This window comes from Amycolatopsis sp. NPDC051102 (genome assembly GCF_040682815.1).
Taxonomy (GTDB): domain Bacteria; phylum Actinomycetota; class Actinomycetes; order Mycobacteriales; family Pseudonocardiaceae; genus Amycolatopsis.
On record NZ_JBFBBT010000002.1, the window covers coordinates 177,308 to 199,764 of the forward strand.

Here is a 22,457-nt window from a genome sequence, read left to right on the forward strand (position 1 = left end):
GGCGGAAACCCTTGACCACGCAGCCCACCACGGCCGGAGAGCCGTGGCGCGACCCCGCGGCCGATCCGGGCGAGCGAGTCCGCGCCCTGCTGGCGCGGATGACCCTGCGCGAGAAGCTGGCCCAGCTCTACGGCGTCTGGGTCGGCATCGACTCCGGCGGCGAGATGGCGCCGCACCAGCACGAGTTCGTCGACGCGGCGGTCGACTTCGACGACCTGGTCCGCCACGGCATCGGGCAGCTGACCCGCGCGTTCGGCACCCGGCCGGTCGACCCGGTGATCGGGGCGCGCAGCCTCGCGCGCACCCAGCGGCAGATCGTCACCAGCAGCCGGTTCGGGATTCCCGCCGTCGTCCACGAGGAGTGCCTGACCGGCCTGGCCGCGTGGCAGGCGACGATCTACCCCGCGCCGCTGTCGTGGGGGGCGACCTTCGACCCCGAGCTGGTGCGCCGGATGGCGGCGAAGATCGGACGGACCATGCGCGGGCTCGGCGTGCACCAGGGACTCGCGCCGGTCCTCGACGTCGCCCGCGACCTGCGCTGGGGGCGGGTCGAGGAGACGATCGGCGAGGACCCGTACCTCGTCGGGACGATCGGCAGCGCCTACGTCGCCGGCCTGGAGTCGGCCGGCATCGTCGCCACGCTCAAGCACTTCGTCGGCTACTCCGCCTCGCGCGCCGGGCGCAACCTCGCACCGGTTTCGGCCGGGCCGCGGGAGATCGCCGACGTCCTGCTGCCGCCGTTCGAACTGGCGCTGCGGGCGGGCGCGCGCTCGGTGATGAACGCCTACACCGACACCGACGGCGTCCCGGCCGCCGCCGACACGACGTTGCTGACCGGCCTGCTGCGCGACACCTACGGGTTCGACGGCACGGTCGTCGCCGACTACTTCTCGGTGGCGTTCCTGCACCGGCTGCACGGGGTCGCCGCCGACCGCGGCGACGCTGCCCGGCAGGCGCTCACCGCGGGCGTCGACGTCGAGTTGCCCACCATGGACTGCTACGGCGAGCCGCTGCTCGCCGCGGTGGAAGAGGGCGCGGTCGAGGTCGCCGCCGTCGACCGCGCCCTCGAGCGGGTGCTGCGGCAGAAGTGCGAGCTGGGCCTGCTCGACGCGGACTGGGCGCCGGAGGTGCCCGAGGAGATCGACCTCGACGACGCCGAGTCACGGGCGCTGGCCCGCGAAGTCGCCGAACGCTCGATCGTGCTGCTGCACAACGACGGCACGCTCCCGCTCGCCCCCGGCACCGGCGTCGCCGTGGTGGGTCCGCGCGCGGACACCCCGGGCGCGATGCTCGGCTGCTACTCGTTCCCGCTGCACGTCGGCGTCCACCACCCCGACGTCCCGTTCGGGGTCTCGGTGCCGACCGTGCTGGACGCCCTGCGTCCGGTCTACGACGTCACCTACGCCCTGGGCTGCCCGGTGACCGGCGGGGACGACGACGAAATCGCGCAGGCGGTGGCGGCGTGCGCGGACGCCTCGGTGTGCGTGGCCGTGCTGGGCGACCGGGCCGGGCTGTTCGGCGGCGGGACGTCCGGCGAAGGCTGCGACGCGCCCGACCTGCGGCTGCCCGGGCGGCAGGAGGAACTGCTGGACGCCCTGCTCGACACGGGCAAGCCGGTGGTGCTCGTCCTGCTTTCGGGGCGGCCGTACGAGCTTTCGCGGCAGCTCCCCCGGCTCGCCGCGGTCGTCTGCGGCTTCTACCCCGGCGAGGAGGGCGCGCCGGCGCTCGCCGACGTCCTCAGCGGCCGGCTCAACCCGGCCGGGCGGCTGCCGGTGAGCTTCCCGGCGGCCGGCGCGAGCCAGCCGTCGACCTACCTGGCGGCGCCGCTCGGCCGGCGCAGCGAAGTGTCCACAGTGGACCCGTCGCCGCTGTTCCCGTTCGGCCACGGGCTGTCCTACAGCCCGGCCACCTGGCTCGACGTCAGCGCGACCGGCTCGCTGTGGCCGACCGACGGCGTGTGCCGGGTCCGGGTGACCCTGCGCAACGACCACCAGCGCGAGACGTCCGAAGTCGTCCAGGTGTACCTGCACGACCCGGTGGCCGAGGTCGCCCGGCCCGAGCGCCAGCTGGTCGCGGCCCGCCGCGTCACCGTGGCCTCCGGCGCGACGACGGTGCTGGACATCGCGTTGCACGCGGACCTGACGTCCTACACCGGCCGCGACGGCCGCCGCCAGGTCGACCCCGGCGACGTCGAACTGCGCGTGGGCACCTCGAGCGAGCAGATCGTGGCGACACTGCACTGCACGCTGACCGGGCCGCGCCGCTTCGTCGGCTACGACCGGGTCCTGGCCCCGGAGTTCTCGATATGAAGCGTCCGCTGGTGATCCTGTTCCTGGCCGTGCTGACCGCACTCTTCGTCGGTGCCTCCGGCCGTCCCCTGCCGTCGCACTGGGTGGCGACCTGGACGTCGATGCCCCAGCTCACGGAGCCGGGCAATATGCCGCCGGCACCGTTCACCGGCACCGACCGGGTGCTGGACAACGCGTCGGTGCGCGAAACGGCGCACGTGACGGCCGGCGGCCCGCGGATCCGGCTGCGGTTCTCGAACGCCTTCGGCGGCGCGCCCCTGCCGCTCACGGCGGTGTCGGTGGCGCGGCCGGCCGGTGGCGCCCCCGGCGTCGCGGCGGTCGTCCCCGGCAGCGTCGTGCCGGTGACGTTCCACGGCAAGCCGTCGACGGTGGTGCCGATGGGCGCGCAGGTCGTGTCGGACCCGCTGCCGTTCCCGGTGCGGCCGTCGGAGAACATCGCGGTGACGGCGTACCTGGCGCACGGCCAGGCGTCGACGTCGATCACCTCGCACCCCGGCTCCCGCACGACGTCCTACCTGCTGGCGGGCAACCAGGTGGCGGCCCTCGACCTGCCGGGCGCGACCCCGGTGGACCACTGGTACTTCTTCAGCGGCGTCGAGGTGCTTTCGCCCGCGTCGGCGGTGGCGGTGATCGGCGACTCCATTTCGGACGGCCGCGGTTCGACGACCAACGGCAACGACCGCTGGCCGGACGTCCTGGCCGCGCGCCTGCACGACGTCGCCGTGGTGAACGAGGCCGCGGGCGGCAACCGCGTCCTGCAGGACGGCCTCGGCCCGAACGTGCTGGCCCGCCTGGACCGGGATCTGCTGTCCACGAGCGGTGTTTCGTGGGCCATCGTGTTCGAGGGCGTGAACGACATCGGCACGGCGGCCCCGGCCGACGCGGCGGCGGTGGCCGACCAGCTGATCGACGCGTACGACCAGATCCTGGTCCGCGCGCACGCCCAGGACATCAGCGTCTACGGCGCGACGATCACCCCGTTCGGCGGCAACACCGCCTACGACGTGCCGGAACGCGAAGCGGCGCGGCAGAAGGTGAACGCGTGGATCCGCCAGCCGGGCCACTTCGACGCGCTCCTGGACTTCGACAAGGTGGCCCGCGACCCGGCGGCCCCGGCGCAGCTGCTGCCGGCCTACGACGTCGGCGACCACCTCCACCTCAACCCGGCGGGATATCGCGCGCTCGGTTCGAGCGTCCCGCTGCGCCTGTTTTCGTGAAGGAAAGGTTTCCCACGGAATAGTGGACAATTTCCGGACGCGGTTTTCCCGGCGCTGATCACTGTTCGCCGACCTCGGTCTGACGGACGGTGATCGCGCCGGATACCTGTTGGGACACAAGCGAGTCTCGAAGCCGGGGCCCCTGTGCCGCGGATCACGGTGCTGCCCCTAGTATGTCGCCGTCTGCTCGTCCCCACAGGAAGTCGTCGCTCCCGGAAAGGGAAACCATGTCCGACGTCATCAACAGCATCTTCGGCCGCCCCAAGAACGAAAACCCCGGCTCGGGCGGGTACGCCTACGGCACCGTCGAGCCCGAGCCGGTGGTGGTCGCCGAGGCGCCCGCCATCGAGACCGACGCGGCCGACGAGACCGATGTCGCCGTCGAGGAAACGGAATCCGTACCGGAGGCGGAAGCCACCACGGAAACCGCCGACGACGACGCGGCCGAGACCGGGGACTCCGAAGAGGACGCCGCCGAGCCGGCCGTGGCCGAGACCGAAGACGCGGACGCAGACGTTGCGGAGGCCGAGGAAGATCTCGCCGACGCCGAAGACGACGACACGGACCTGGCCACCGCCGAAGCCGAGCCGGGTTCGGAAGACGAGGCAGTCGCCGAAGCCGAACCGGCTGCCGAGGACGAGCCGGTTTCGGAGGACGCGGCAGTGGTCGAGGCCGAGCCGGTCATCGAAGTCGAGCCGGTCATCGAAGTCGAGCCGGTCACCGAAGCCGAACCGGTCGCCGCCGAGGACGAGCCGGCGGCGGCCCGGCCGGCCGCGGGCACCCGGGGCAGCACCACGGTCGCCGACGGTGTGGTCGGCAAGATCGTGCTCCGGATCGCCGGCCGGGCCGAGGGCGTGCACAGCGTCGACGAAAGCGGGATCAAGGTCGAGCTGGCCGACGAGGTCGCCTGGATCACCATCCCGGTGGTGGTCGAGTTCGGCCACGCGATCAAGGCGCTGGGCGAGCAGATCCGGGTCGCCGTGATCGACGCCGTCGAGCAGTACCTGGGCCTCGACGTCGAGGTCGTGGACGTGCACGTCACCGACATCCACTTCCCGGAAGCGGGCTGATCCCCCCGGTGCCCGGTCCTCCGGGGCCGGGCACCGCGGTCAGCGCACCCGGTAGCGCAGGTGGAGCACGTCGCGGTCCGCGAGGCGCCGGAGGAGTTCGAGCTCGGCCTTCGTGTCGCCGAACAGCCGCCGCCCGCCGCCGAGGAGCACCGGGACGACGTGGAGTTCGAGCTCGTCGAGCTGCCCCGCCGCCAGCAGCGCCTGCGCGGCCCCGGCGCCGTGCACCATGACCCCGCGATCGCCCGCCGCGGCGCGGGCTTCTTCCGCGGCCGCCGTGACATCGGTGAAGAACCGGGCGCTCCCGGGCGGGATGTCGGCGGGATCGACGCGGTGGGTGAGTACGTGGATCGGCACGCCGTCGTGGTGGTCGCCGCCCCAGCGGCCCGCCAGCTCGAACGTGCGGCGGCCGGTGATGAGCGCACCCGTCGCCGTCGCCTCGCGGACGACCTGCGCGCTGGGGCCGTCCCCGTGGCGATCGTCGAGCCAGTCGAAGAGCCGGCCGCCACCGACGCCGAGCTCCTGGCCGGGGCGGTCGTCCGGCCCGGCCACGTAGCCGTCGAGAGAAATCGTCGTGTACAGGCGGATCATCGGGGCCCCTTCCGGCCGGGTTCGCTTCACCCCCGCGTCGAACGAACCCCGCCCGGATCGACAGCCCCTCAGTTCTTCCTCGCCCGGGCGAGCACCTCCTCCAGCCGCAGCGGGCTCGCCGGGTGGTGCGACAGGCACAGCGGCGTCGCCACCTGCCGGAAGCCGAACGCCTCCCCCGCCACGTAGAACTGCGCGCGCTCCAGGCGCGAGATGTCCGCGACCGGGCTGCCCTTGGCGCGGGCCAGTTCGTTGGCCGCCGCGATCTGGGCCGGGCTGTTGAGGCGCCCGAAGAACTGCGTCATCGCGTTGCCGACCACCTGGTTGTGCAGGCCCTTGGGCGCCTGCGTGGCGAACAGCAGCCCCAGCCCGTACTTGCGCGCCTGCGAAGCCAGCACGATCGTGCTGCGCGTGCTCGCCGTGAGGGTCCCGGACGACGCCAGCGTCTGCGCTTCGTCCATCACGAACAGCGCGCCCAGCGGCCGCTCGCCGGCCGGGTTCCGCTTGACCCAGGCGAACAGTTCCATCTGCAGCTGGTTGACGAAGTTCTGCCGCTGCTCTTCGGCAGGCAACCCGACGAAGCTGATCACGGAGACCCGGGCCCGCTTCCCCGCCACCGGCGTCAGCAACGCCGCCGGATCGACCGGCTCCCCGCCGCCGGCGAAGAGCGGATCGTTGACCATGGCGGCTTTCAGCACCTCGGCCAGGTCGGCGGCGATGCGCTTGGCGTCGTTGAGGTTGCTGACGTCCTCGGGCAGGTCGGCCATCAGCTCGATCAGGTCCGGCAGGCTCCGCGACCCCGTCCGCGCGTGGTGGACGACGGCCTGCCGCAGCACGGCCAGCCCGATGTTGGCTTTCGCGGTGGTCCCGGTGAGCCGCGCCTGCGGAGCGAGCGTCGCGACGGCGACCTCGACAGCGGCGGTGAACTCGTCGGTGTCGTCGAGCACCCCGCCGAAGTCGGGCAGCGGCCGGAAGGCCAGCGGCCGCCCGGTGGCCCGCCCGGGCGTCCAGACGACGACATCGGTTCCGGCGAGGTACTTCTCGGCGAGCTCGGCGTCACCGTCGCGCCAGCCATCGGGCGGTTCGGGCCAGGGATCCCCGAGCCGGGCGAGGTCGTTGTTGGGATCGAGAACGATGGCGGAGACCCCGAGCAGGGCACATTCCTCGACGACCCGCCGCAGCAGGACCGTCTTCCCGGAACCGGACCCGGCGAAGACGGCGGCGTGCTTGCGGAGAGCGGAGAGTTCGATCCGCACGGGCTCACCGGAGCCGACGACGGTCCCGAGGGTGATCGCCCCCTCGGCGGGCGGCGGCTGCGTGGCTGCGGAGGGCTGCCCGGACGCCGTTTCGGCCGGCGCGGAGGGCTTGTCGGGCAGCACGGCGGACAGCAGATCCGACCGGCTGGCGGGCCGGCGGTCGATCAGCCACTCGTGCAGCTCGCGGCCACCGTGGCCGAGCATCTGCTGCAGCGCCGCGAAAGTTCGCACGTCGGCATCGGAAAGCCGGATCGTCCGCCCGCCGGCGGCGGTGAACTTCTCGACCTCCTGCTTCGTCTTGATCCCGCCCCGCCACTCCTCCCGGAGGATGATGAGGTGGCGGTTGGCGGCTCCCTGCAGCTGCCCCGCCGCCGAGCGGGCTTTGCGGAACCGGCTCAGCGCGGCACGCGGGTCGCGGGCCGCGATCGCCCGGAACGCCCAGTGCTCCTGCAGATCCGCGGCCTCGTCCAGGGTGCGCGAAAGCCAGGCGTGCACCTCACTCCGCCCGTTCTGGCGCTCGCACGACCACTCCAGCTCGTCGTCCCCCACTTCGGTGACCCAGCACCGCAGGGCCGCGGAGAGGAGGTCCGGCATCACCTTGTCCACCGTCTTCTCGGCGAGCAGCGCGCCCGGGTCCGCCTCCGCCTGCAGCTTCTCGAACTCGGCGTCGAGCTCGGCGAACCGGTCGTTCTCCACCTCGGTACGTCGGGGCACGACGGGCAGCGGAACCTTTTCGTCGAACGAGGTCAATTCCCTGACCTGCCCGCTGCGCAGGCACAGATCGATGTGCGCGCCGATGCGCTTGAGCAGTTGCCGCGGAGTCCACTGATCCCAAGGTTCGTCGAACGCCACGGGTGCCACCGGCCAAGTCGGATGCGGCGGTGTGAAATCCATGGCTCGATAGGCCACGCCAAGCCGCTTCTCCACCAACGCCCGACCCACTCCGGCATCCGTGATCCGGCCGAGTGCCACCGTTTCGCGGAAACGATCGGTTACGGTGCCCGCCGCCTTCGTCCTGATCTGTTCCCACGTGCTGGGGAGGCAGGCCAGCACGGTGAGGGTCTTGCGGGTGACTTCCCGCAGCCCCATGAGCCCGTCGGCGATCTGCGCGACGAGCAGATCCTCCTCGCCGCTGTCCCCGATCGCCTCGGTGCGCTGCACCGATCGGGCGACGAGGGTGTCGAGCTGGTCCACAGCGATCACGACCGGGCCGGTGAGAGCGAGCAGCCGCGTGATCTCCTGCACCAGAACCCGGGATGGTTTCGGCCGCGAGTAGATGTTCCACTTGCGGGCTTCCGCGGTCAGCTCGGCATCGCCGTCGAGGTAGTCATCACCGATGTACTTGGCGCTGCGGTCCCGGCTCGCGATGAGCACGAGGGCCCGGGCCGTATCGCCGCACTCGTCGGCGACCACCTCGTCGAGCGATTCCACCCCACCGACGAACGCCTCGACATCGTCCACGGTCAGCCCGCGGCCATCCCTGATCCTGGCCTCGACCTCGGCATCGACGTGGGCGCGCAGGCAAACCCGGAGAAGGAATTTCCTCAGCTGCGACTCGCCCGAATCGTCCGGCCGGGCCAGCCCACGGCGCAGGGCCTCGGCCGTGTTCTCCCAGAACGCCTCCGCCGCGGTCACATCGTCGAGGAAGAAGTACCCGCGTGCCCGGTGCACCCGGCGCCGGACCAAGCCGAGGAGGTGAGTCTTGCCGACCCCCTTCAGCCCCTGCAGGACGAGTCCGATCGGGCTGGGTCCGTCGCTGGCCACAGCCTCGCGGATGCCCGTGTCGAGGGCGGCGAGCGCGTCGGTGTGCAGACCGTCGACGTGGTAGGGCGAATCCCGCCAGACGTGATCGGGGGTGTCCGCCCAGTCGAAACTCAGTGTCGCCAGTGCTTTCAGCTCGTCCATCGCTATGCCTCGATCGAGAGCAGGTGGTTGTCCTCACCGCCGATGCGGATCGCCGCCTCGTGGTCGGCCGCGGTGAGGGTCTTGCGGTTGTCCTCCGGAACCAGGTGCGCCTTGCCGGAACGGCTCAGTTCCTTGAGCACCACGTCCACCTCCGCCGCGGACGCGCCGAGTTTCGGGCGCAGGTCCACCAACGCGACCCACCCACGGGGCTCCCGCACGAGCTCGCGGTAGGCGACCCGGATACGGGTTTCGAGATCTTCGGCCGGCTCCGGGGAAGCCGAATCTCCGAACACGTCGGCCAGGCGCAGGTTCCGGTCGCGCCGGAAGCCGTCGAAGCCACCGAGGACCAGGTACAGCACCGAGCAGAGCGTGCTCTGCGGCCGGGGCGGTGGCGGTGTCCCGGCTCCGAGTTCCTTCTCGCACCAGGCCCAGCCGCGGTCGGTCAGCTGGTGGACGAACGTGCGGCCGGCCTTCTCGCTGGTGACGTACCCGCTGTCGTTCAGCTCGGTGCGTTCCTTGCCGGTGAGGGTGAACCCCACCCGTTCCTTCAGTTCCGGGTTGGGCACCTCCCGGCCCAGCACCATCAGCGTCAACATCGCCGCGGTCTGCTTGTGTCCCAAGCGGTCGGTCATCCGAGATCCTTCCGGTGTTGCGTCGTGGTTCGGGCGCGGGTGTCGAGGGTCCGCAGGAGCCAGTCGATCGACCGCCGGACTGCCGGCGGGGCCGCGTGGTGGCCGTCGCCGTTCGGGGCGCGCGGTTTCACCGCCACCGCCAGGTCCGTCGCGAGGTCGTGGGTGCGGCCGCTGTCGCCCGCGCCGACGGCTGCCTGGAGGGCCGTGACCAGTTCGTCGACGAGGTCCCAGCGGGACGGGCGCAGCCGGGATTCGCGGGCCTGGCCGAGCAACGCGGGCAGATCGAGGTCGTCATCGGCGTCGACCAGCGGGATGAAGCCGTTCAGCTGGCCGACCAGGTCACGGGCCACCTCGGCCGGGCCCCGCGAGCCGCTCAGGCGCAGGTAGCGGAGGTTCCCGACGTAGCCCGGGAGCGACGAGGCCTCGGTGCCCGCCGTCAGGATCGGGATCACCCGGCGGTCCTGGCCGAGCGTCCGGTGCAGGAACAGCTCGACCTCGGCGGCCTGCCAGCGGCTGACCTTGCCGTCGACGACCAGGCACAGGTGCCGCGCGTCGTCCTCGGCCCGCGCGAGCAGCGAACGGTCACCCGAGAGCGACTTCACCACGCGCACGTCTCGCTTCTCGAGCTCGGCGACCAGCTCGTTCGCCGTGCGGACCGACGTGCGCGGGATGCTGACCCGCAGTTCGTGCTTGAACTCCCGGCGGCTCGACCGGACGGAGGCGACGTAGGCGTCGCGGTTCTCGGCCAGCAGGTCGGTCCGGTCGAGCCGGCAGGCGACCACCGCCGCGACCGTCTCGAGCGCGAACCCGATCTGGTCGGCGCTCGGCGTCTGTTCCGACAGCACCGGCAGCTGCTCGCCGAAACTCCAGTAGGACACGTACGGCAGGGTGAGGTGCCGGGCCATGGTCGCCGGTTCCACCGTCTGGTCGAGCCACGTCCGGTACAGCTCGGCCGTCTCGTCGACGACGATGCGGCGCCAGGTCTCGGACCGGTCGTACTCCTCCCGGTTGTCGAACCGCGACAGCACCGGCAGCACGGTCAACCGCGACCGGTCGAACGGCAGCAGATTGCGTGCCGCGTCGGCGCGCCGGGCCGCCTCCATCGCACCGAGGATGCTCTGGCGGTTGGCGGTGAACAGCAGCACGAGGTGGTCCGGCAGGTGCGCCGTGCAGATCCCGCCGATGTCGGAGATCCCGGTGCGGCTGTCGACGAGGACGAAGTCGTAACGCTCGATCCACTGCTCACGGCACTTCTCGAGGTATTCGCCGAAGCCGTCGTCGTACAGGCCGTCCCAGTCGATCTCCTGCACCTGGGTGATGTAGCCGGGCCCTTCGCGCCCGGCGGCGACGAAGTCGAGCACGCCTGCGTCGGTCAGCCGCTGGACGTGGGCCTCCGGCGCGAACCGGCCGTGCCGGAAGTCGTCGACGAGGTCGACCACGCCCCCGGACGGCGGCCCGGGCAGCCGCGGCCGGAAGTAGTCGCCGAGCCCGGGGGCTTCGAGGTCCCAGTCCAGGCAGAGCACCCGGTGCCCCCAGCGGGCCAGCAGCACGGCGATGTTGGCCAGCGTGAAACTCCGGCCGACCCCGCCCTTGTAGGAGTAGAAGGTGAAGATCGATCCCGGCATCGGTCAGAACCTCGGCATCCGCGCCCGCTTCGGCGGTTCGGGGGCCGGGGTGCGCACCGGCCAGTCGCCGCGCCACTCCGGCGCCCGTTCGATGAGCTCCTCCAGCTCCACGGCGATCTGCTTGATCTGCTGGTTGAAGTCGAGGTAGGCCGGCGCGGTCTGGAAGTGCTCGAAGGGGTGGTTCCACTGCTGCAGGTCACGCGGGCGCCGCGCGTGGGCCCAGTCGGGGAAGTGCCGGGAGTCGCAGAAGATCACCGGGTAGATCAACGGCCGCCGCCGCTCACCCGGCCGGGCCGCGGTCAGCGCCTCCCGCTCTTCCATCGAGGCCCACTCGGCCAGGCACCATTCGTCCCGGAAGTACTTCGGCGAGCAGACCGGAACGAGCACCCGGGAGCGCTGCAACGCCGAACTCAGTTCCGCCGGCCAAGCGGCACCGACGCGGACCTGGTCGTCGAAGAAAATCCGGACGTCGTCGTACCGGTTGTTGTCGAGCACTTCCAGCAGGCGTGGGTGAAAATGGTGGCGAATCCACGCCGATATGTCACCCGCGGTACGGAGGTAGCTGATGAACACGTCGTACTCGTACACGCGTGTCATCGCTCCTTCACCGCTCCGGCCAGGCGAATCGATCCTAGATCCACCGGGGGCCGCCGAAGAAGACGGGAAACCTGACAGATTCGGGACAATAGCTGGCCACGGTCGAAAGCCGCCGGAAAACGCAGCTCTTGACAACGCGACGGCGCACGGATATATGACAGGCGAACACGGAAGACGATCGTCCGAATCGTTTCCGGAAACCGATCTCCCGGATCGGTGATTCACCGACCGATCCCGAGGGGAAACCGATGGCCGACCACGAAGCACCGTGGGTGTTCTTCAGCTACTCGCACGACTCCGAGGAGCACAAGAAGCAGGTCCGGGAGTTCGCGACGTTCCTGCGCGGCCGGATCGGCCTCGAGGTCATCCTCGACCAGTGGCACGACAACGTCCGCATCGACTGGTCGCTGTGGGCGACCCGTAACCTCAAGGCGGCCGACTTCGTCATCGTCGTCGCCTCTCCCCTGTACCGGGCCCGGGCCGACGGCGACGCGCCGCCGGACGAGGGCCGCGGTGCCCAGTTCGAGACCGCCATCATCCGCAACAAGCTGACCAAGGACATCGAGGACGGCACCCGGCGGGTCCTCCCGGTCGTCCTGCCCGGCCGGTCGATCGACGAGATCCCCGAGTTCCTCAACCCCTACTCCATGACCCGGTACGAGATCGCGGAGTTCACCGACGAGGGCGTGGCCGACCTGCTCGCCGCGATCACGGGCCGGGGCAAGCACCCGATGCCCCGCCGCGGGGTCTGGCGCGGCGGGGCATCGGAGCCGCAGCGGGTGCCGGCCGGGGAACTGCCGTGGACGTGCGCCAGTCCCGGAATGCGACGCGGTGAGGCGTGGATCGACGGCCTGCACTACGAGGACAGCATCGTCCTGCGGCCGAGCACGCCGGCCGCCACCGGGCCGGGGTTCGTCGAACTGGACCTCGGCGGCCGCTACCAGCGGTTCACGACCGTCGCCGGGGTACTCGACAGCGCCCGGGACCCGTTCCAGGTCGGGCGGGTCCGCGTGGTGCTCGACGGGGCGCCGCGGTCCGAACACGACGTCTCGGCCGGGAAGCCGGCCACCATCGACCTGAACGTCTCCGGTGCCCGTGTGCTGCGGCTGGAGATGTCCCGGCCCGGGGCGACGGCCTCGCCCTTCGGGTCGGCCGCCGTCGTCGTCACGCGGCGGGGCCGGCCGCCCGAACTGGCTCTGGGCGATCCGAGCGTGACCTAGCCCGGCACGTCTGCAGGTCCACCTCGCGCAGCGCCGCGCCGACCCCGGGCAGGGCCACCGCGTTCATCGACAACGACGTCACGCCCAGGCCCACCAGCACCGGCGCCAGCACTGGGTCCGCCGCCGCCTCGCCGCACACGCCCACCGGCTTGCCCGCTGCCGCCGCCGCGACCATGCCCACCAGGCGCAGCAACGCCGGCTGGTGGGGGTCGTTCAACGCCGCCACCGCGCCCAGCTGGCGGTCCGCCGCGAACACGTACTGCGCCAGGTCGTTCGTCCCCAGCGAGACGAAGTCCACCTCCGCCAGGATCTCGGCGGCGCACAACGCCGCCGCCGGGATCTCGATCATCACGCCCACCCGGGCGATCCCCGCCGCCCGGGCCCGCGCGGCGAACCAGGCCGCTTCCGCCGCCGTGGCCACCATCGGGGCCATCACCGACAGCTCGACGCCCGTGTCCGCGGCCGCCGCCGCGATCGCCGACAGCTGGCGGTCCAGGAGCTCCGGGCGGTCGAACGCCACCCGCAGCCCGCGGACGCCCAGTGCCGGGTTGGGTTCCTCGCCCATCGGCAGGAACGCCAGGGGCTTGTCGGAACCGGCGTCGAGCGTGCGGACCACGACCGGTTTTCCCGCGAACGGCGACAACACCGCCGCGTAGGCCGCCCGCTGCTCCGCCTCCGTCGGCTCCGAAGCCGCCGAGAGGTAGCAGAATTCCGTGCGGAAGAGGCCGATTCCCTCCGCGCCGGCCGCTGCGGCCGCCGCCGCGTCCGCCGGTGATCCGACGTTCGCCAGCAGCTTCACGCGGTGGCCGTCGGCGAGGCGGCCGACGCCGTCCCACGTCGGGCGGGCCGTCCGGGCCGGTGCCCGCACGGTGCCGTCGGAAGGGGCCACCGTGCCCGCGGCCCCATCGACCGCGAGCCCCGGGCTGTCCAGCTCCAGCACGCCGGCACACGCCACCACCGCGGGAATCCCCAGCGCCCGCGCCAGGATCGCCGTGTGGCTCGTCGGGCCGCCCTCCTCCGTCACCAGCGCCAGGACCAGCTCCGGGTCGAGGCCCGCCGTGTCGGCCGGCGCGAGGTCGCGCGCCACCAGCACGCTCGGCGACGTCAGCTCGGGGACGCCCGGCGGGGTCACTCCCAGCAGGGCCGCGGCGATCCGGTCGCGGACGTCTGCGACGTCCCGCGCGCGTTCGGCCAGGTAACCGCCCGCCGCTCGCAGCGCCGTCATGAAGTCCCCCGCCGCCTCCCAGACCGCGCGCGCCGCGGGCAGCGAACGTTCGAGCACCAGCTTTTCCGCGGACGCGACCAGAGCGGGGTCCGACGCCATCGCCGCGGTGGTCTCCAGCAAGGATCGGGCATCTCCGGACACGGAACGGGCACGATCGGACAACGCGGCCGCCACCGAAGCCGCCGCCGGCCCGATCTTGCCCGCTTCGGCCCCGAGGTCCGCCGGAGCGGGCGAAGAAGCAGGTTCAGGCAGGTCAGCGGCCACGACAACGCGGGGGCCGTCGACCCGGCCGGGGCTGACGCCGACTCCGGACAACTGCATGGAAAGACCTCCGGAAGCAAAGGATCTCGTAACTGGGGATTGACAGTACGGTAACAACGGGCACAATCAAACGGCAACGGGCAAATATCGGAGAGGAACGGGCATGTACGCCGCCGAACGGCACCAGCTCCTGGCGCAACGCGCACGACGCGACGGCCGGGTCGACGTCAACGACGTCGCCACCGAACTCGGTGTCGCCCCCGAGACCATCCGCCGCGACCTCGGCGTGCTCGAACGCCAGGGCGTCGTCCGCCGCGTCTACGGCGGCGCCGTCGCCGTCGAACGGCTCGACTTCGAACCCGAGGTCGCCCTGCGGGACCAGACCAACGCCGCCGAGAAGGACGCGATCGCGCGGGCCGCGCTGGACCTGGTGCCCGACCGCGGCTCGATCCTGCTCGACGCGGGCACCACGACCAGCAGGCTCGCGACGCTGCTGCCCACCGACCGCGAGCTGACGGTGATCACCAACTCGATCCCGGTCGCCTCGATCCTCGCCACCCGCCCGGGCGTCACGCTGCACATCCTCGGCGGCCGCGTCCGCGGGACGACGCTCGCCGCGGTCGAAGCCTGGACGCTGCACGCACTCGACGGCCTGCTCGTGGACGTCGCTTTCCTCGGTGCCAACGGCTTTTCGGCCGAGCACGGCTGCACGACACCCGACATGGCCGAGTCCGCGGTGAAGGCCGCCGTGGTCGCCGCCGCCCGCAAGCGGGTGCTGCTGGCCGATCACAGCAAGTACGGCACCGACCAGCTCAGCCGGTTCGCGCGGCTGGCGGAGATCGACGTCCTGGTCACCGACAGCGGCCTCGACGCCGGCGCCGTGGCCGAACTGGAAGAAGCGGGCCCGGAGGTGGTGCTGGCGTGATCGTCACCGTGACCCCCAACCCGAGCCTCGACCGGACCGCGCGGCTGGCCGATCTGCGCCGCGGCGAAGTCAACCGGGCCGAAGCCGTGCGGCTCGACCCCGGCGGCAAGGGCGTCAACGTCGCCCGCGCGCTGGCCGCGGCCGGCACCCCGACCGTCGCGCTGCTGCCCGCCGGCGGCCCGGTCGGCGAACGGCTCGCCGACCTGCTCGCGCCCGAAGGCGTCCCGGTCGTCGCGGTGCCGATCGCCGGGTCGACCCGCAGCAACATCACCCTCGTCGAAGCCGACGGGACGACGACGAAGATCAACGAGCCGGGCCCGGAGATCTCCCCCGCCGAACTGGCCACCCTCGAACGCCGCGCCGTCGAGCTGGCCGCGCGCGGCGAATGGCTGGTGTGCTGCGGAAGCCTGCCCGCCGGCGTGCCCGACGACTTCTACGCGCGGCTGACGAAGCTGGCCCGCGAAGCCGGCGCGAAGGTCGCCGTCGACTCCTCCGGCGCGCCGCTCGCCGCCGCCTGCGCGGGCGGCCCGGACCTGCTCAAGCCGAACCTCGACGAGCTGATCGAGCTCGCCGGCCACCCGCTGCCGCTGCTCGGCGACGTCGTCGCCTTCTGCCACGAGCTGATCTCCGGCGGCGTCGGCCGCGTGCTGGTCAGCCTGGGCGCCCGCGGCGCGGTGCTCGTCGAGGGAACCGAAACGCACCACGCGCTCGGCCCGCTGGTCGCCGTGCGCAGCACCGTCGGCGCCGGAGACGCCGCACTCGCCGGGTTCCTCCACGCGGGAGGAACCGGCCCCCGAGCCCTGCGGACCGCGGTCGCCTACGGCACCGCCGCGGTCACGCAGGAGGGCAGCCGCATGCCCACCCCGCAGGACGTGCACCCGGACCAGGTGCGCGTGCTCGCAGCCGACCCCACCTTCACCCTCAGCGGAGCCGCCGCATGACCACCCCAGACCTGATCACCGCCGACCTGGTCGACCTCGGCCTCGCCGCCGCCGACAAGCAGGGCGCCGTGCGCGGCCTCGCGCAGCGGCTCGTCGACGCCGGGCGGGTGACCGACCTCGACCTGTTCCTGAAGGACGTCGCCGCCCGCGAGGAGCAGATGGCCACCGGCCTCGAAGGCGGCATCGGCATCCCGCACTGCCGCTCGGCCGCGGTCACCGCGCCGACGCTGGCTTTCGGCCGCAGCGCCGCGGGCATCGACTTCGGCGCGCCGGACGGCCCGGCGAAGCTGATCTTCCTCATCGCCGCGCCGGAAGGCGGCGGCAGCGAGCACCTGAAGGTGCTGGCCGCCCTCGCCCGGCGGCTCGTCCGGGCGGAGTTCAAGCAGCACCTGCTGGACGCCACCGACGCCGTCGCCGTCGCTTCGTACATCCGCCAGGAGGTGGCCTGATCATGAAGTTCGTCGCCATCACCGCCTGCCCCACCGGCATCGCCCACACCTACATGGCGGCCGAGTCGCTGGAGCAGACCGCCAAAGCCAACGGCGACGAGATCGTCGTCGAGACGCAGGGTTCGGCCGGGTCCGAGCCGCTGTCGGCCGAGGACATCGCGAGCGCGGACGCGGTCATCTTCGCCGCCGACCTCGCCGTGCAGGGCCGGGACCGGTTCGCCGGGAAGCCGATCGTCGAGGCGCCGGTCAAGGCCGCGATCAACGACGCGGCCGGGTTGTTCGAACGCGCCAAGGCCGCCGCCCGCGAGCCCGTCGCTCCCGCTGCCGCCCCGGAGCTGACCTCCAAGGTCGGCGCGACCGACAAGGCCGGCACCAAGATCCGGCAGTGGCTGATGACCGGCGTCAGCTACCTGATCCCGTTCGTCGCCGCGGGCGGCCTGCTCATCGCGCTGAGTTTCGCGCTCGGCGGCTACAAGATCGTCGACGCGCCGAAGGTCACCGAGCACTTCGACGCGGGTTCGGTGGCCGGCTGGGCCGCGCTGATGTTCCAGATCGGCAGCGCGGCCTTCAACTTCCTGGTGCCGGTGCTGGCCGGGTTCATCGCCTTCGCGATGGCCGACCGGCCGGCCATCGCGCCCGGTTTCGTCGGCGGCGCGATCGCCGTCACCGTCGGCGCCGGGTTCCTCGGCGGCCTCGTCGCCGGTCTGCTGGCCGGCGGGGTCGTGCTGGCGCTGAAGAAGATCCAGGTGCCGAAGGCGATGCGGGGCATCATGCCCGTGGTCGTCTACCCGCTGCTCGGGTCCATTGTGGTCGGTGTGCTGATGTACGTCGTGGTCGGCAAGCCGATCGCGGCCGCCACGACGGGGCTGACCGGCTGGCTCAACAGCCTCAGCGGCGTCAGCGCACTGCTGCTGGGCGCGCTGCTCGGCCTGATGATGGCCTTCGACATGGGCGGCCCGGTCAACAAGGCCGCGTACGCCTTCGCCGTCGGCGGCCTGACCACCGGCGCGACGGCGTCCCTGCAGATCATGGCCGCGGTGATGGCGGCCGGGATGGTCCCGCCGCTGGCCCTGGCGCTCGCGTCGACGGTCCGCAAGAAGCTGTTCACCGAGGCCGAACGCGAGAACGGCCGGGCGGCCTGGCTGCTCGGGGCGTCGTTCATCACCGAGGGCGCGATCCCGTTCGCGGCGGCGGACCCGTTCCGCGTGATCCCGTCGATCATGCTCGGCTCGGCGGTCACCGGTTCTCTGTCGATGGCCTTCGGCACGACGCTGCGTGCCCCGCACGGCGGGATCTTCGTGCTCCCGCTGATCGGCAACCCGCTGCTGTTCCTGGTGGCGCTGGTCGCCGGGACCGCGGTGGCCGCCGGTTCCGTTATCGCGCTCAAGCAGGTGCGCTTCCGCGCGGCCGAACGCTCCGCCGCCGTCAGCACCCAGCCCGTCAACGCGTGAAGGAGTCCCGCATGAAGGAGTCCACTGTGTACCAACGACGTACGCTCGTCGCCAGCAGCGTCGGGCTGCACGCCCGGCCCGCGGGCCTGGTCGCGAAGACGGCCGCCGGTCAGCAGGCGAAGGTTCGCATCGCCAAGATCACCGGCGGGGTGGCGGGCGACCCGGTCGACGCGGCCAGCGTCCTCGGCCTGATGACCCTGGGCGCGGCCCACGGCGACGAGGTCGAGCTGACCGCCGAGGGCGACGCGGCCCGGGAGTCCGTCGACGCACTGGCCGAGCTGATCGCCCAGGACCTGGACGCGTAACGAGAACAAGCACGGCGAGGGCGTGGCACACGAATGCCGCGCCCTCGTCGCGTGTTCAGGCGCGGATGCCTTCCAGCTGGAGGTCGAGCAGCCGGCGCCACTGGCCGTCGCCCATGTTCGCCATGGCCGCGCGGGTGATGAGGATGAAGTCCCCCGGGCCGAAGTCGGCGCGCAGCCGGCCGGCTTCGACCGCGCGCCGCACGATGCGCCCGACGATCGCCGAGAACGCGGCCTTCTGCTCTTCGATGTCGGCCCAGCTCGGTTCTTTCGGCCCGAGGAGGGCGAACCGGAACGCGGCGTCGGGTTCCACCGCTTCCAGGTAGCCGTAAAGCAGTGACTCGAACGCCACCCAGGGGTCTTCGGCCTCCTCGGCGCCCTGGGCGAGGAGGGTCATCTCCTCGAACCGGCGGCCGATGATCGCCGCACGCAGGGCTTGCTTGTCGGCGAAGTGCCGGTACAGGGTGCCGACGCCCAGCCCGGCACGCTCGGCGATCTCCTCCATCTGCACGGCGTCGCCTCGCTGGGCGAACAGCTCGCCGGCGGCGTCGAGGATGGCGTCGCGGTTGCGCCGGGCGTCGGCGCGCAGCGCACGTCGGGAAGCGGTCATGGTCGCCCCAGCGTACTTGACGGCGGCGGCTTCGGGACTATATTCGGAAGCGGAATTCACCTTCATCTTAGGAGCCACCATGATCGTCGTGACCACACCGACCGGGCAGATCGGCCACCGGCTCGTCCGGCACCTGCTCGCCGGGAACAGCAAGGTCAAGGTCGTCGTCCGGGACGCCGCCCGCCTGGACGACGACGTCCGCGCCCAGGTCGAAGTCGTGACGGGCACCCACGACGACCCGGCCGTGCTCGACGCGGCACTGCCCGGCGCCGACGCGCTGTTCTGGCTCGTCCCGCCGAACCCGGCCGCGCCGAGCGCGGAAGAGCACTACCTCGCTTTCGCCCGGGCCGGCAGCGCGGCCGTGCGACGTCACGACGTCGGCCACGTCGTCGCGGTCAGCAGCGCAGGACACGGCTGGACCAGACCGGCCGGGGTCCTCTCCGCGGCCTTCGCCATGGACGTCGAGCTGGAGCGGTCGGGCGCGGCCTACCGGGCGGTGTCCCCGCCCTTCTACATGGAGAACCTGCTCGGTCAGCTCGCCTCGATCCGGGAGCGCGGCACGTTCACCCTGACCTGCGCCGGTGACCAGCCGCTCGCCACGATCGCGACCCGCGACGTCGCGGCCACCACTGCGGGCCTGCTGACGGACCTTTCCTGGACGGGACAGGCGGACGTGCCCGTGTTCGGCCCCGATCGGCTCACCCCCGACGGCATGGCCGAGGTGATGAGCGAGGAGCTCGGCCGGCCGGTCGGCTACCAGCGCGTCGCCCTGGCCGACTTCGCCGCGATGCGGCGGTCGCAGGGGGCGAGCGAGCGGGCGGTCGCGGACGTGGTCGAGATGTTCGCCGCGCAGGACGAGGGAATCTACGACGCGGACTGGGCGAAGGCGGCGATCGCGCCGACCGACTTCCGGACCTGGTGCCGGGAGGTGCTCAAGCCCGCGCTCTGACCAGGGGAACTACGCCGGGCCGAGCAGGGCGATCGAAGCGCGCACCGCGACCTCGGTGACGTCGCCGGCCCGGCCGCCGTCCTCGACGGTCGTCGCGATCAGCTCGCGCAGGCCGCCCAGCAACATGATCGACAGCTGGCGGGACGGCGGCCTGATCCCGGCCGCGCGCATCTCCGGGGTGTCCGTCAGGCGCTGGGTCATCGCGATGAAGCCCTCCATCGCGTCGCGCTGCAGGTCGCGGGCCGGGGCGCCCAGCGCGGGGACGTCGCGGATCCAGCTCAGCGTGATCGCCGGCTCGGACTCCGCGCAGGCGATCCACGCCTCGATCGCCTGGCGGACCTGGACCGCCCAGGGCGCACGGGGGTCGACCGCCTCGGAGATCTGCCGGATCATCGAGCGGTTCGCCTCGGCCAGCAGCGCGATCAGGCACTCTTCGCGGCTGGAGAAGTGTTCGTAGAACGTCCGGCGGGACGTGCGGGCACGGCGGACGATGCCGGCCACCGTGGTGTCGCGGAAGCCGTCCTCGGTGATCGACTCGGCCAGTCCATCCAGGAGGCGCTGCCGGTGCGGGCGGGTGTCGACGTCCACGGAAGTCACGTTATACCTCCCTCTTGCAACAGGATGGTACACCGGCGTACCGTACCGACGGTACGCTCGCGTACCACCTTCCGGGAGGGTCGATGACGACCGTGACAGGACCGACCGTGACGCTGCCGCCGGGGCCCACCGTGCCCCGCGCCGTCCAGGGCGCCTATGCCCTCACCCAGCCCCTGCGCGGCATGCGGCGGCTCAAGGACCGCTACGGCGACGCCTTCACCGTGAACGTGCCGATCTTCGGCCGGGCCGTCGTGATCAGCAATCCCGCCGAGATCAAGCAGCTGTTCACCTCCGGGCCCGAGCTCGCCGACAACCTCGAGGTCAACCTCGGGCGCGTGCTCGGGCCGCGGTCGATGTTCGCGCTGTCCGGTGACGAGCACAAACGGCAGCGGAAGCTGCTGGTGCCGCCGTTCCACGGACGGCGGCTGGCGGCCTACGAGAAGATCGTCGAAGAGGAAACCGTCCGCGAACTCGCGACCTGGCCGGAGGGCAAGGCCTTCGCCACGCTGCCGTCGATGATGCGGATCACCCTCAACGCCATCCTCCGCGCGGTTTTCGGCGCCGAAGGGGCCGAGTTCGCCGAGCTGCGCGAACTGCTCCCGCCGTTCGTCACGCTCGGCTCGCGGCTGGCCGTCGCGCCGATCTCCAAGAAGGGCCGCTTCAACCCGTGGCGCCGCTTCGAACGGATGCGCCGCGAGTACGACGCCATCGTCGACCGGCTGATCGCGAAGGCCCGGCCGGACGGCGACGACGTCCTCGCGATGATGCTGCAGACCCGCTACGACGACGGGTCGGGGCTCGGCCGCGAGGAGATCGCCGACCAGCTGCTCACGCTGCTCACCGCCGGGCACGAAACCACGGCGACGACGCTGGCCTGGGCCGTCGAACGGCTGCGCCGCCACCCCGCCCTGCTGGCCGAACTGACCGAAGGCGACGGCAAACTGCTCGACGCCACCATCCTCGAGGTCCAGCGCACCCGGCCGGTCATCGACCTCACCGCCCGCCAGGTCAAGCAGGACGGCTTCCGGCTGGGCCGGTGGACGCTGCCGAAGGGGTACGCGGTGCTGGTCAGCATCGCGCTGATCCACGACGACGACGCCGTCTTCCCGCACGCGGCCACCTTCGACCCGCACCGCTTCCTCGGCGCGCGCCCGGACCTCTACCAGTGGATCCCGTTCGGCGGCGGCACCCGCCGCTGCCTCGGCGCCGCCTTCGCGACCATGGAGATGACCGTCGTGCTGCGGACGCTGCTGCGGGACTTCACACTCGTTCCGACCGGCGAGCCCGGCGAACGCTGGCACTCGCGGGGCGTCGCCTACGCCCCCGCCAAGGGCGGCCGCGCGGTCGTGCGCCGCCGGAGCACCGGAGGAGATTCGTGACCGAACAGATCGCCGACGCCGGCCGGGGCATTTCCCTGGCCTACGAACGGATCGGGGACACCGGCGCCGAGCCGCTGGTCCTCGTCGCCGGGCTGGGCCAGCAGCTGCACAGCTGGCCGGACGCCTTCTGCGCGAAGCTCGCCGAGCGCGGGTACGAGGTCATCCGGTTCGACAACCGCGACGCCGGGCGCTCGACGCACTCGCGGTTCCGCCCGCCGAGCCTCTTCGGCATGCTCGCGGGCCGGTTCCCCGCGCAGCAGTACGACCTGACGGACATGGCCGCCGACACCGCCGGCCTGTTCGACGCCCTGGACATCGAGACCGCGCACATCGCGGGCGTGTCGATGGGCGGCATGATCTCCCAGACCACCGCGGCGCTGCACCCGCACCGGATCCGCACGCTGACGTCGATCATGTCGACGACCGGGTCGCGCCTGATCGGCCGGCCCGCGCTCTCGACGTGGCGGCTGATGGGCGCGAAGCCGCCGAAGTCCCGCGAAGAAGCCGTCGAAAGCGCGGTCCGGATGTTCCGGCACATCGGCTCGCACGGCTTCCCGTTCGACGAGGCCTTCGTGCGCGAGCTGGCCGGAACCGGCTGGGACCGCGACCCGACGTCCGGCGGTGTCGGCCGCCAGCTCGCCGCGATCATGAAGTCCGGCAACCGGACGCCGCTGCTGCGCAGGATCACCGCGCCGACGCTGGTGATCCACGGCGACCGCGACCGGATGGTCCACCCCACCGGCGGCGCCGCCACCGCGCGCGCCATCCCCGGCGCGCGCCTCGAAACCGTCCGCGGCATGGGGCACGACCTGCCCGAGGGCGCCTGGCCCACGGTCCTCGACCTCATCGACGAGCACGCGAGGAGCAGCGATGTCCCGGCCTCGTAGTGCCGATCCGACCGAAAGCAGGCGGAAACGGTCCGCAGCCGATCCGCACGAGGCGACGGGTTCCG

Annotated in this window: 20 protein-coding genes; 12 read left to right on the forward strand and 8 right to left on the reverse strand. The window is 72.1% G+C overall.

Annotated features, from left to right (window positions below):
• Nucleotides 1–11: 11 nt before the first annotated feature.
• The 3 genes from AB0M93_RS06795 (at nt 12) to AB0M93_RS06805 (ending at nt 4,596) form a co-directional block, all read left to right on the forward strand.
• Complete coding sequence (locus tag AB0M93_RS06795) at nt 12–2,309, forward strand: glycoside hydrolase family 3 N-terminal domain-containing protein (protein WP_364269209.1); 2,298 nt, start codon at nt 12–14, stop codon at nt 2,307–2,309.
• Nucleotides 2,306–3,526 (forward strand): SGNH/GDSL hydrolase family protein, encoded by a 1,221-nt coding sequence (locus AB0M93_RS06800; RefSeq protein ID WP_364269211.1) that lies wholly within the window; start codon nt 2,306–2,308, stop codon nt 3,524–3,526. The genes AB0M93_RS06795 and AB0M93_RS06800 overlap by 4 nt, the downstream gene beginning before the upstream one ends.
• 227 nt (nt 3,527–3,753) lie before the next feature.
• The gene (locus AB0M93_RS06805) at nt 3,754–4,596 is read left to right on the forward strand and encodes an Asp23/Gls24 family envelope stress response protein (RefSeq protein WP_364269213.1); all 843 of its coding nucleotides are present in this window, start codon (nt 3,754–3,756) and stop codon (nt 4,594–4,596) included.
• Nucleotides 4,597–4,635: 39 nt separating this feature from the next.
• On the opposite strand, the gene AB0M93_RS06810 is transcribed toward AB0M93_RS06805, so the two are convergent.
• The 5 genes from AB0M93_RS06810 to AB0M93_RS06830 form a co-directional block, all read right to left on the reverse strand.
• Entirely contained in the window at nt 4,636–5,184 is a 549-nt protein-coding gene (locus AB0M93_RS06810; protein ID WP_364269215.1) for a dihydrofolate reductase family protein, read from the reverse strand.
• Nucleotides 5,185–5,252: 68 nt separating this feature from the next.
• Nucleotides 5,253–8,342: a DUF87 domain-containing protein gene (locus AB0M93_RS06815; protein WP_364269217.1), complete on the reverse strand. Its 3,090-nt coding sequence runs from the start codon at nt 8,340–8,342 to the stop codon at nt 5,253–5,255.
• A gap of 2 nt (nt 8,343–8,344) precedes the next feature.
• Entirely contained in the window at nt 8,345–8,974 is a 630-nt protein-coding gene (locus tag AB0M93_RS06820) for a hypothetical protein (RefSeq protein WP_364269219.1), read from the reverse strand.
• Nucleotides 8,971–10,599 carry a CATRA system-associated protein gene (locus AB0M93_RS06825; protein WP_364269221.1) on the reverse strand — a complete coding sequence of 543 codons (1,629 nt, stop codon included), beginning with the start codon at nt 10,597–10,599 and terminating at the stop codon, nt 8,971–8,973. Before AB0M93_RS06825 ends, AB0M93_RS06820 begins: the two co-directional genes overlap by 4 nt.
• A 3-nt stretch (nt 10,600–10,602) precedes the next feature.
• Nucleotides 10,603–11,196 carry a TIR domain-containing protein gene (locus tag AB0M93_RS06830; protein WP_364269223.1) on the reverse strand — a complete coding sequence of 198 codons (594 nt, stop codon included), beginning with the start codon at nt 11,194–11,196 and terminating at the stop codon, nt 10,603–10,605.
• A 248-nt stretch (nt 11,197–11,444) separates the two neighbouring features.
• Here AB0M93_RS06830 and AB0M93_RS06835 point away from each other — a divergent pair, with 248 nt between their 5' ends.
• A complete protein-coding gene (locus AB0M93_RS06835; protein WP_364269225.1) occupies nt 11,445–12,416 on the forward strand; it encodes an SEFIR domain-containing protein in 972 nt (323 codons plus the stop codon).
• Here AB0M93_RS06835 and AB0M93_RS06840 read toward each other — a convergent pair.
• Complete coding sequence (locus tag AB0M93_RS06840; RefSeq protein WP_364269227.1) at nt 12,361–13,962, reverse strand: putative PEP-binding protein; 1,602 nt, start codon at nt 13,960–13,962, stop codon at nt 12,361–12,363. The genes AB0M93_RS06835 and AB0M93_RS06840 overlap by 56 nt on opposite strands.
• A gap of 103 nt (nt 13,963–14,065) precedes the next feature.
• Between AB0M93_RS06840 and AB0M93_RS06845 the strand changes: the two genes are divergently transcribed.
• The 5 genes from AB0M93_RS06845 to AB0M93_RS06865 are packed head-to-tail and all read left to right on the forward strand — an operon-like array spanning nt 14,066 to nt 17,973.
• A complete protein-coding gene (locus AB0M93_RS06845) occupies nt 14,066–14,827 on the forward strand; it encodes a DeoR/GlpR family DNA-binding transcription regulator (protein WP_364269229.1) in 762 nt (253 codons plus the stop codon).
• A complete protein-coding gene (gene pfkB / locus AB0M93_RS06850) occupies nt 14,824–15,768 on the forward strand; it encodes a 1-phosphofructokinase (RefSeq protein WP_364269230.1) in 945 nt (314 codons plus the stop codon). The genes AB0M93_RS06845 and pfkB overlap by 4 nt, the downstream gene beginning before the upstream one ends.
• The gene (locus AB0M93_RS06855) at nt 15,765–16,217 is read left to right on the forward strand and encodes a fructose PTS transporter subunit IIA (protein WP_364269232.1); all 453 of its coding nucleotides are present in this window, start codon (nt 15,765–15,767) and stop codon (nt 16,215–16,217) included. Before pfkB ends, AB0M93_RS06855 begins: the two co-directional genes overlap by 4 nt.
• A gap of 2 nt (nt 16,218–16,219) precedes the next feature.
• Nucleotides 16,220–17,668, forward strand: a complete 1,449-nt coding sequence (locus AB0M93_RS06860; protein ID WP_364269234.1) for a fructose-specific PTS transporter subunit EIIC — start codon at nt 16,220–16,222, stop codon at nt 17,666–17,668.
• Between the two features lie 26 nt (nt 17,669–17,694).
• Nucleotides 17,695–17,973 carry an HPr family phosphocarrier protein gene (locus AB0M93_RS06865; RefSeq protein ID WP_364270657.1) on the forward strand — a complete coding sequence of 93 codons (279 nt, stop codon included), beginning with the start codon at nt 17,695–17,697 and terminating at the stop codon, nt 17,971–17,973.
• Between the two features lie 55 nt (nt 17,974–18,028).
• On the opposite strand, the gene AB0M93_RS06870 is transcribed toward AB0M93_RS06865, so the two are convergent.
• A complete protein-coding gene (locus tag AB0M93_RS06870) occupies nt 18,029–18,580 on the reverse strand; it encodes a helix-turn-helix domain-containing protein (RefSeq protein ID WP_364269236.1) in 552 nt (183 codons plus the stop codon).
• Nucleotides 18,581–18,659: 79 nt separating this feature from the next.
• Between AB0M93_RS06870 and AB0M93_RS06875 the strand changes: the two genes are divergently transcribed.
• A complete protein-coding gene (locus AB0M93_RS06875) occupies nt 18,660–19,529 on the forward strand; it encodes an NAD(P)H-binding protein (protein WP_364269238.1) in 870 nt (289 codons plus the stop codon).
• Between the two features lie 9 nt (nt 19,530–19,538).
• On the opposite strand, the gene AB0M93_RS06880 is transcribed toward AB0M93_RS06875, so the two are convergent.
• The gene (locus AB0M93_RS06880; protein ID WP_364269240.1) at nt 19,539–20,126 is read right to left on the reverse strand and encodes a helix-turn-helix domain-containing protein; all 588 of its coding nucleotides are present in this window, start codon (nt 20,124–20,126) and stop codon (nt 19,539–19,541) included.
• 83 nt (nt 20,127–20,209) lie between these two features.
• On the opposite strand from AB0M93_RS06880, the gene AB0M93_RS06885 reads away from it, so the two are divergent.
• Entirely contained in the window at nt 20,210–21,505 is a 1,296-nt protein-coding gene (locus AB0M93_RS06885) for a cytochrome P450 (protein ID WP_364269242.1), read from the forward strand.
• Nucleotides 21,502–22,392 carry an alpha/beta hydrolase gene (locus AB0M93_RS06890; protein WP_364269244.1) on the forward strand — a complete coding sequence of 297 codons (891 nt, stop codon included), beginning with the start codon at nt 21,502–21,504 and terminating at the stop codon, nt 22,390–22,392. Before AB0M93_RS06885 ends, AB0M93_RS06890 begins: the two co-directional genes overlap by 4 nt.
• The last annotated feature ends 65 nt before the right edge of the window (nt 22,393–22,457 follow it).

Bases quoted from the DNA above. Each gene is read 5' to 3' on its own strand.
- AB0M93_RS06800 (WP_364269211.1), top strand. From the start codon at position 2,306: ATGAAGCGTCCGCTGGTGATCCTGTTCCTGGCCGTGCTGACCGCACTC.
- AB0M93_RS06805 (WP_364269213.1), top strand. From the start codon at position 3,754: ATGTCCGACGTCATCAACAGCATCTTCGGCCGCCCCAAGAACGAAAAC.
- AB0M93_RS06810 (WP_364269215.1), bottom strand. From the start codon at position 5,184: ATGATCCGCCTGTACACGACGATTTCTCTCGACGGCTACGTGGCCGGG.
- AB0M93_RS06815 (WP_364269217.1), bottom strand. From the start codon at position 8,342: ATGGACGAGCTGAAAGCACTGGCGACACTGAGTTTCGACTGGGCGGAC.
- AB0M93_RS06820 (WP_364269219.1), bottom strand. From the start codon at position 8,974: ATGACCGACCGCTTGGGACACAAGCAGACCGCGGCGATGTTGACGCTG.
- AB0M93_RS06825 (WP_364269221.1), bottom strand. From the start codon at position 10,599: ATGCCGGGATCGATCTTCACCTTCTACTCCTACAAGGGCGGGGTCGGC.
- AB0M93_RS06830 (WP_364269223.1), bottom strand. From the start codon at position 11,196: ATGACACGCGTGTACGAGTACGACGTGTTCATCAGCTACCTCCGTACC.
- AB0M93_RS06835 (WP_364269225.1), top strand. From the start codon at position 11,445: ATGGCCGACCACGAAGCACCGTGGGTGTTCTTCAGCTACTCGCACGAC.
- AB0M93_RS06840 (WP_364269227.1), bottom strand. From the start codon at position 13,962: ATGCAGTTGTCCGGAGTCGGCGTCAGCCCCGGCCGGGTCGACGGCCCC.
- AB0M93_RS06845 (WP_364269229.1), top strand. From the start codon at position 14,066: ATGTACGCCGCCGAACGGCACCAGCTCCTGGCGCAACGCGCACGACGC.
- AB0M93_RS06855 (WP_364269232.1), top strand. From the start codon at position 15,765: ATGACCACCCCAGACCTGATCACCGCCGACCTGGTCGACCTCGGCCTC.
- AB0M93_RS06860 (WP_364269234.1), top strand. From the start codon at position 16,220: ATGAAGTTCGTCGCCATCACCGCCTGCCCCACCGGCATCGCCCACACC.
- AB0M93_RS06870 (WP_364269236.1), bottom strand. From the start codon at position 18,580: ATGACCGCTTCCCGACGTGCGCTGCGCGCCGACGCCCGGCGCAACCGC.
- AB0M93_RS06875 (WP_364269238.1), top strand. From the start codon at position 18,660: ATGATCGTCGTGACCACACCGACCGGGCAGATCGGCCACCGGCTCGTC.
- AB0M93_RS06885 (WP_364269242.1), top strand. From the start codon at position 20,210: ATGACGACCGTGACAGGACCGACCGTGACGCTGCCGCCGGGGCCCACC.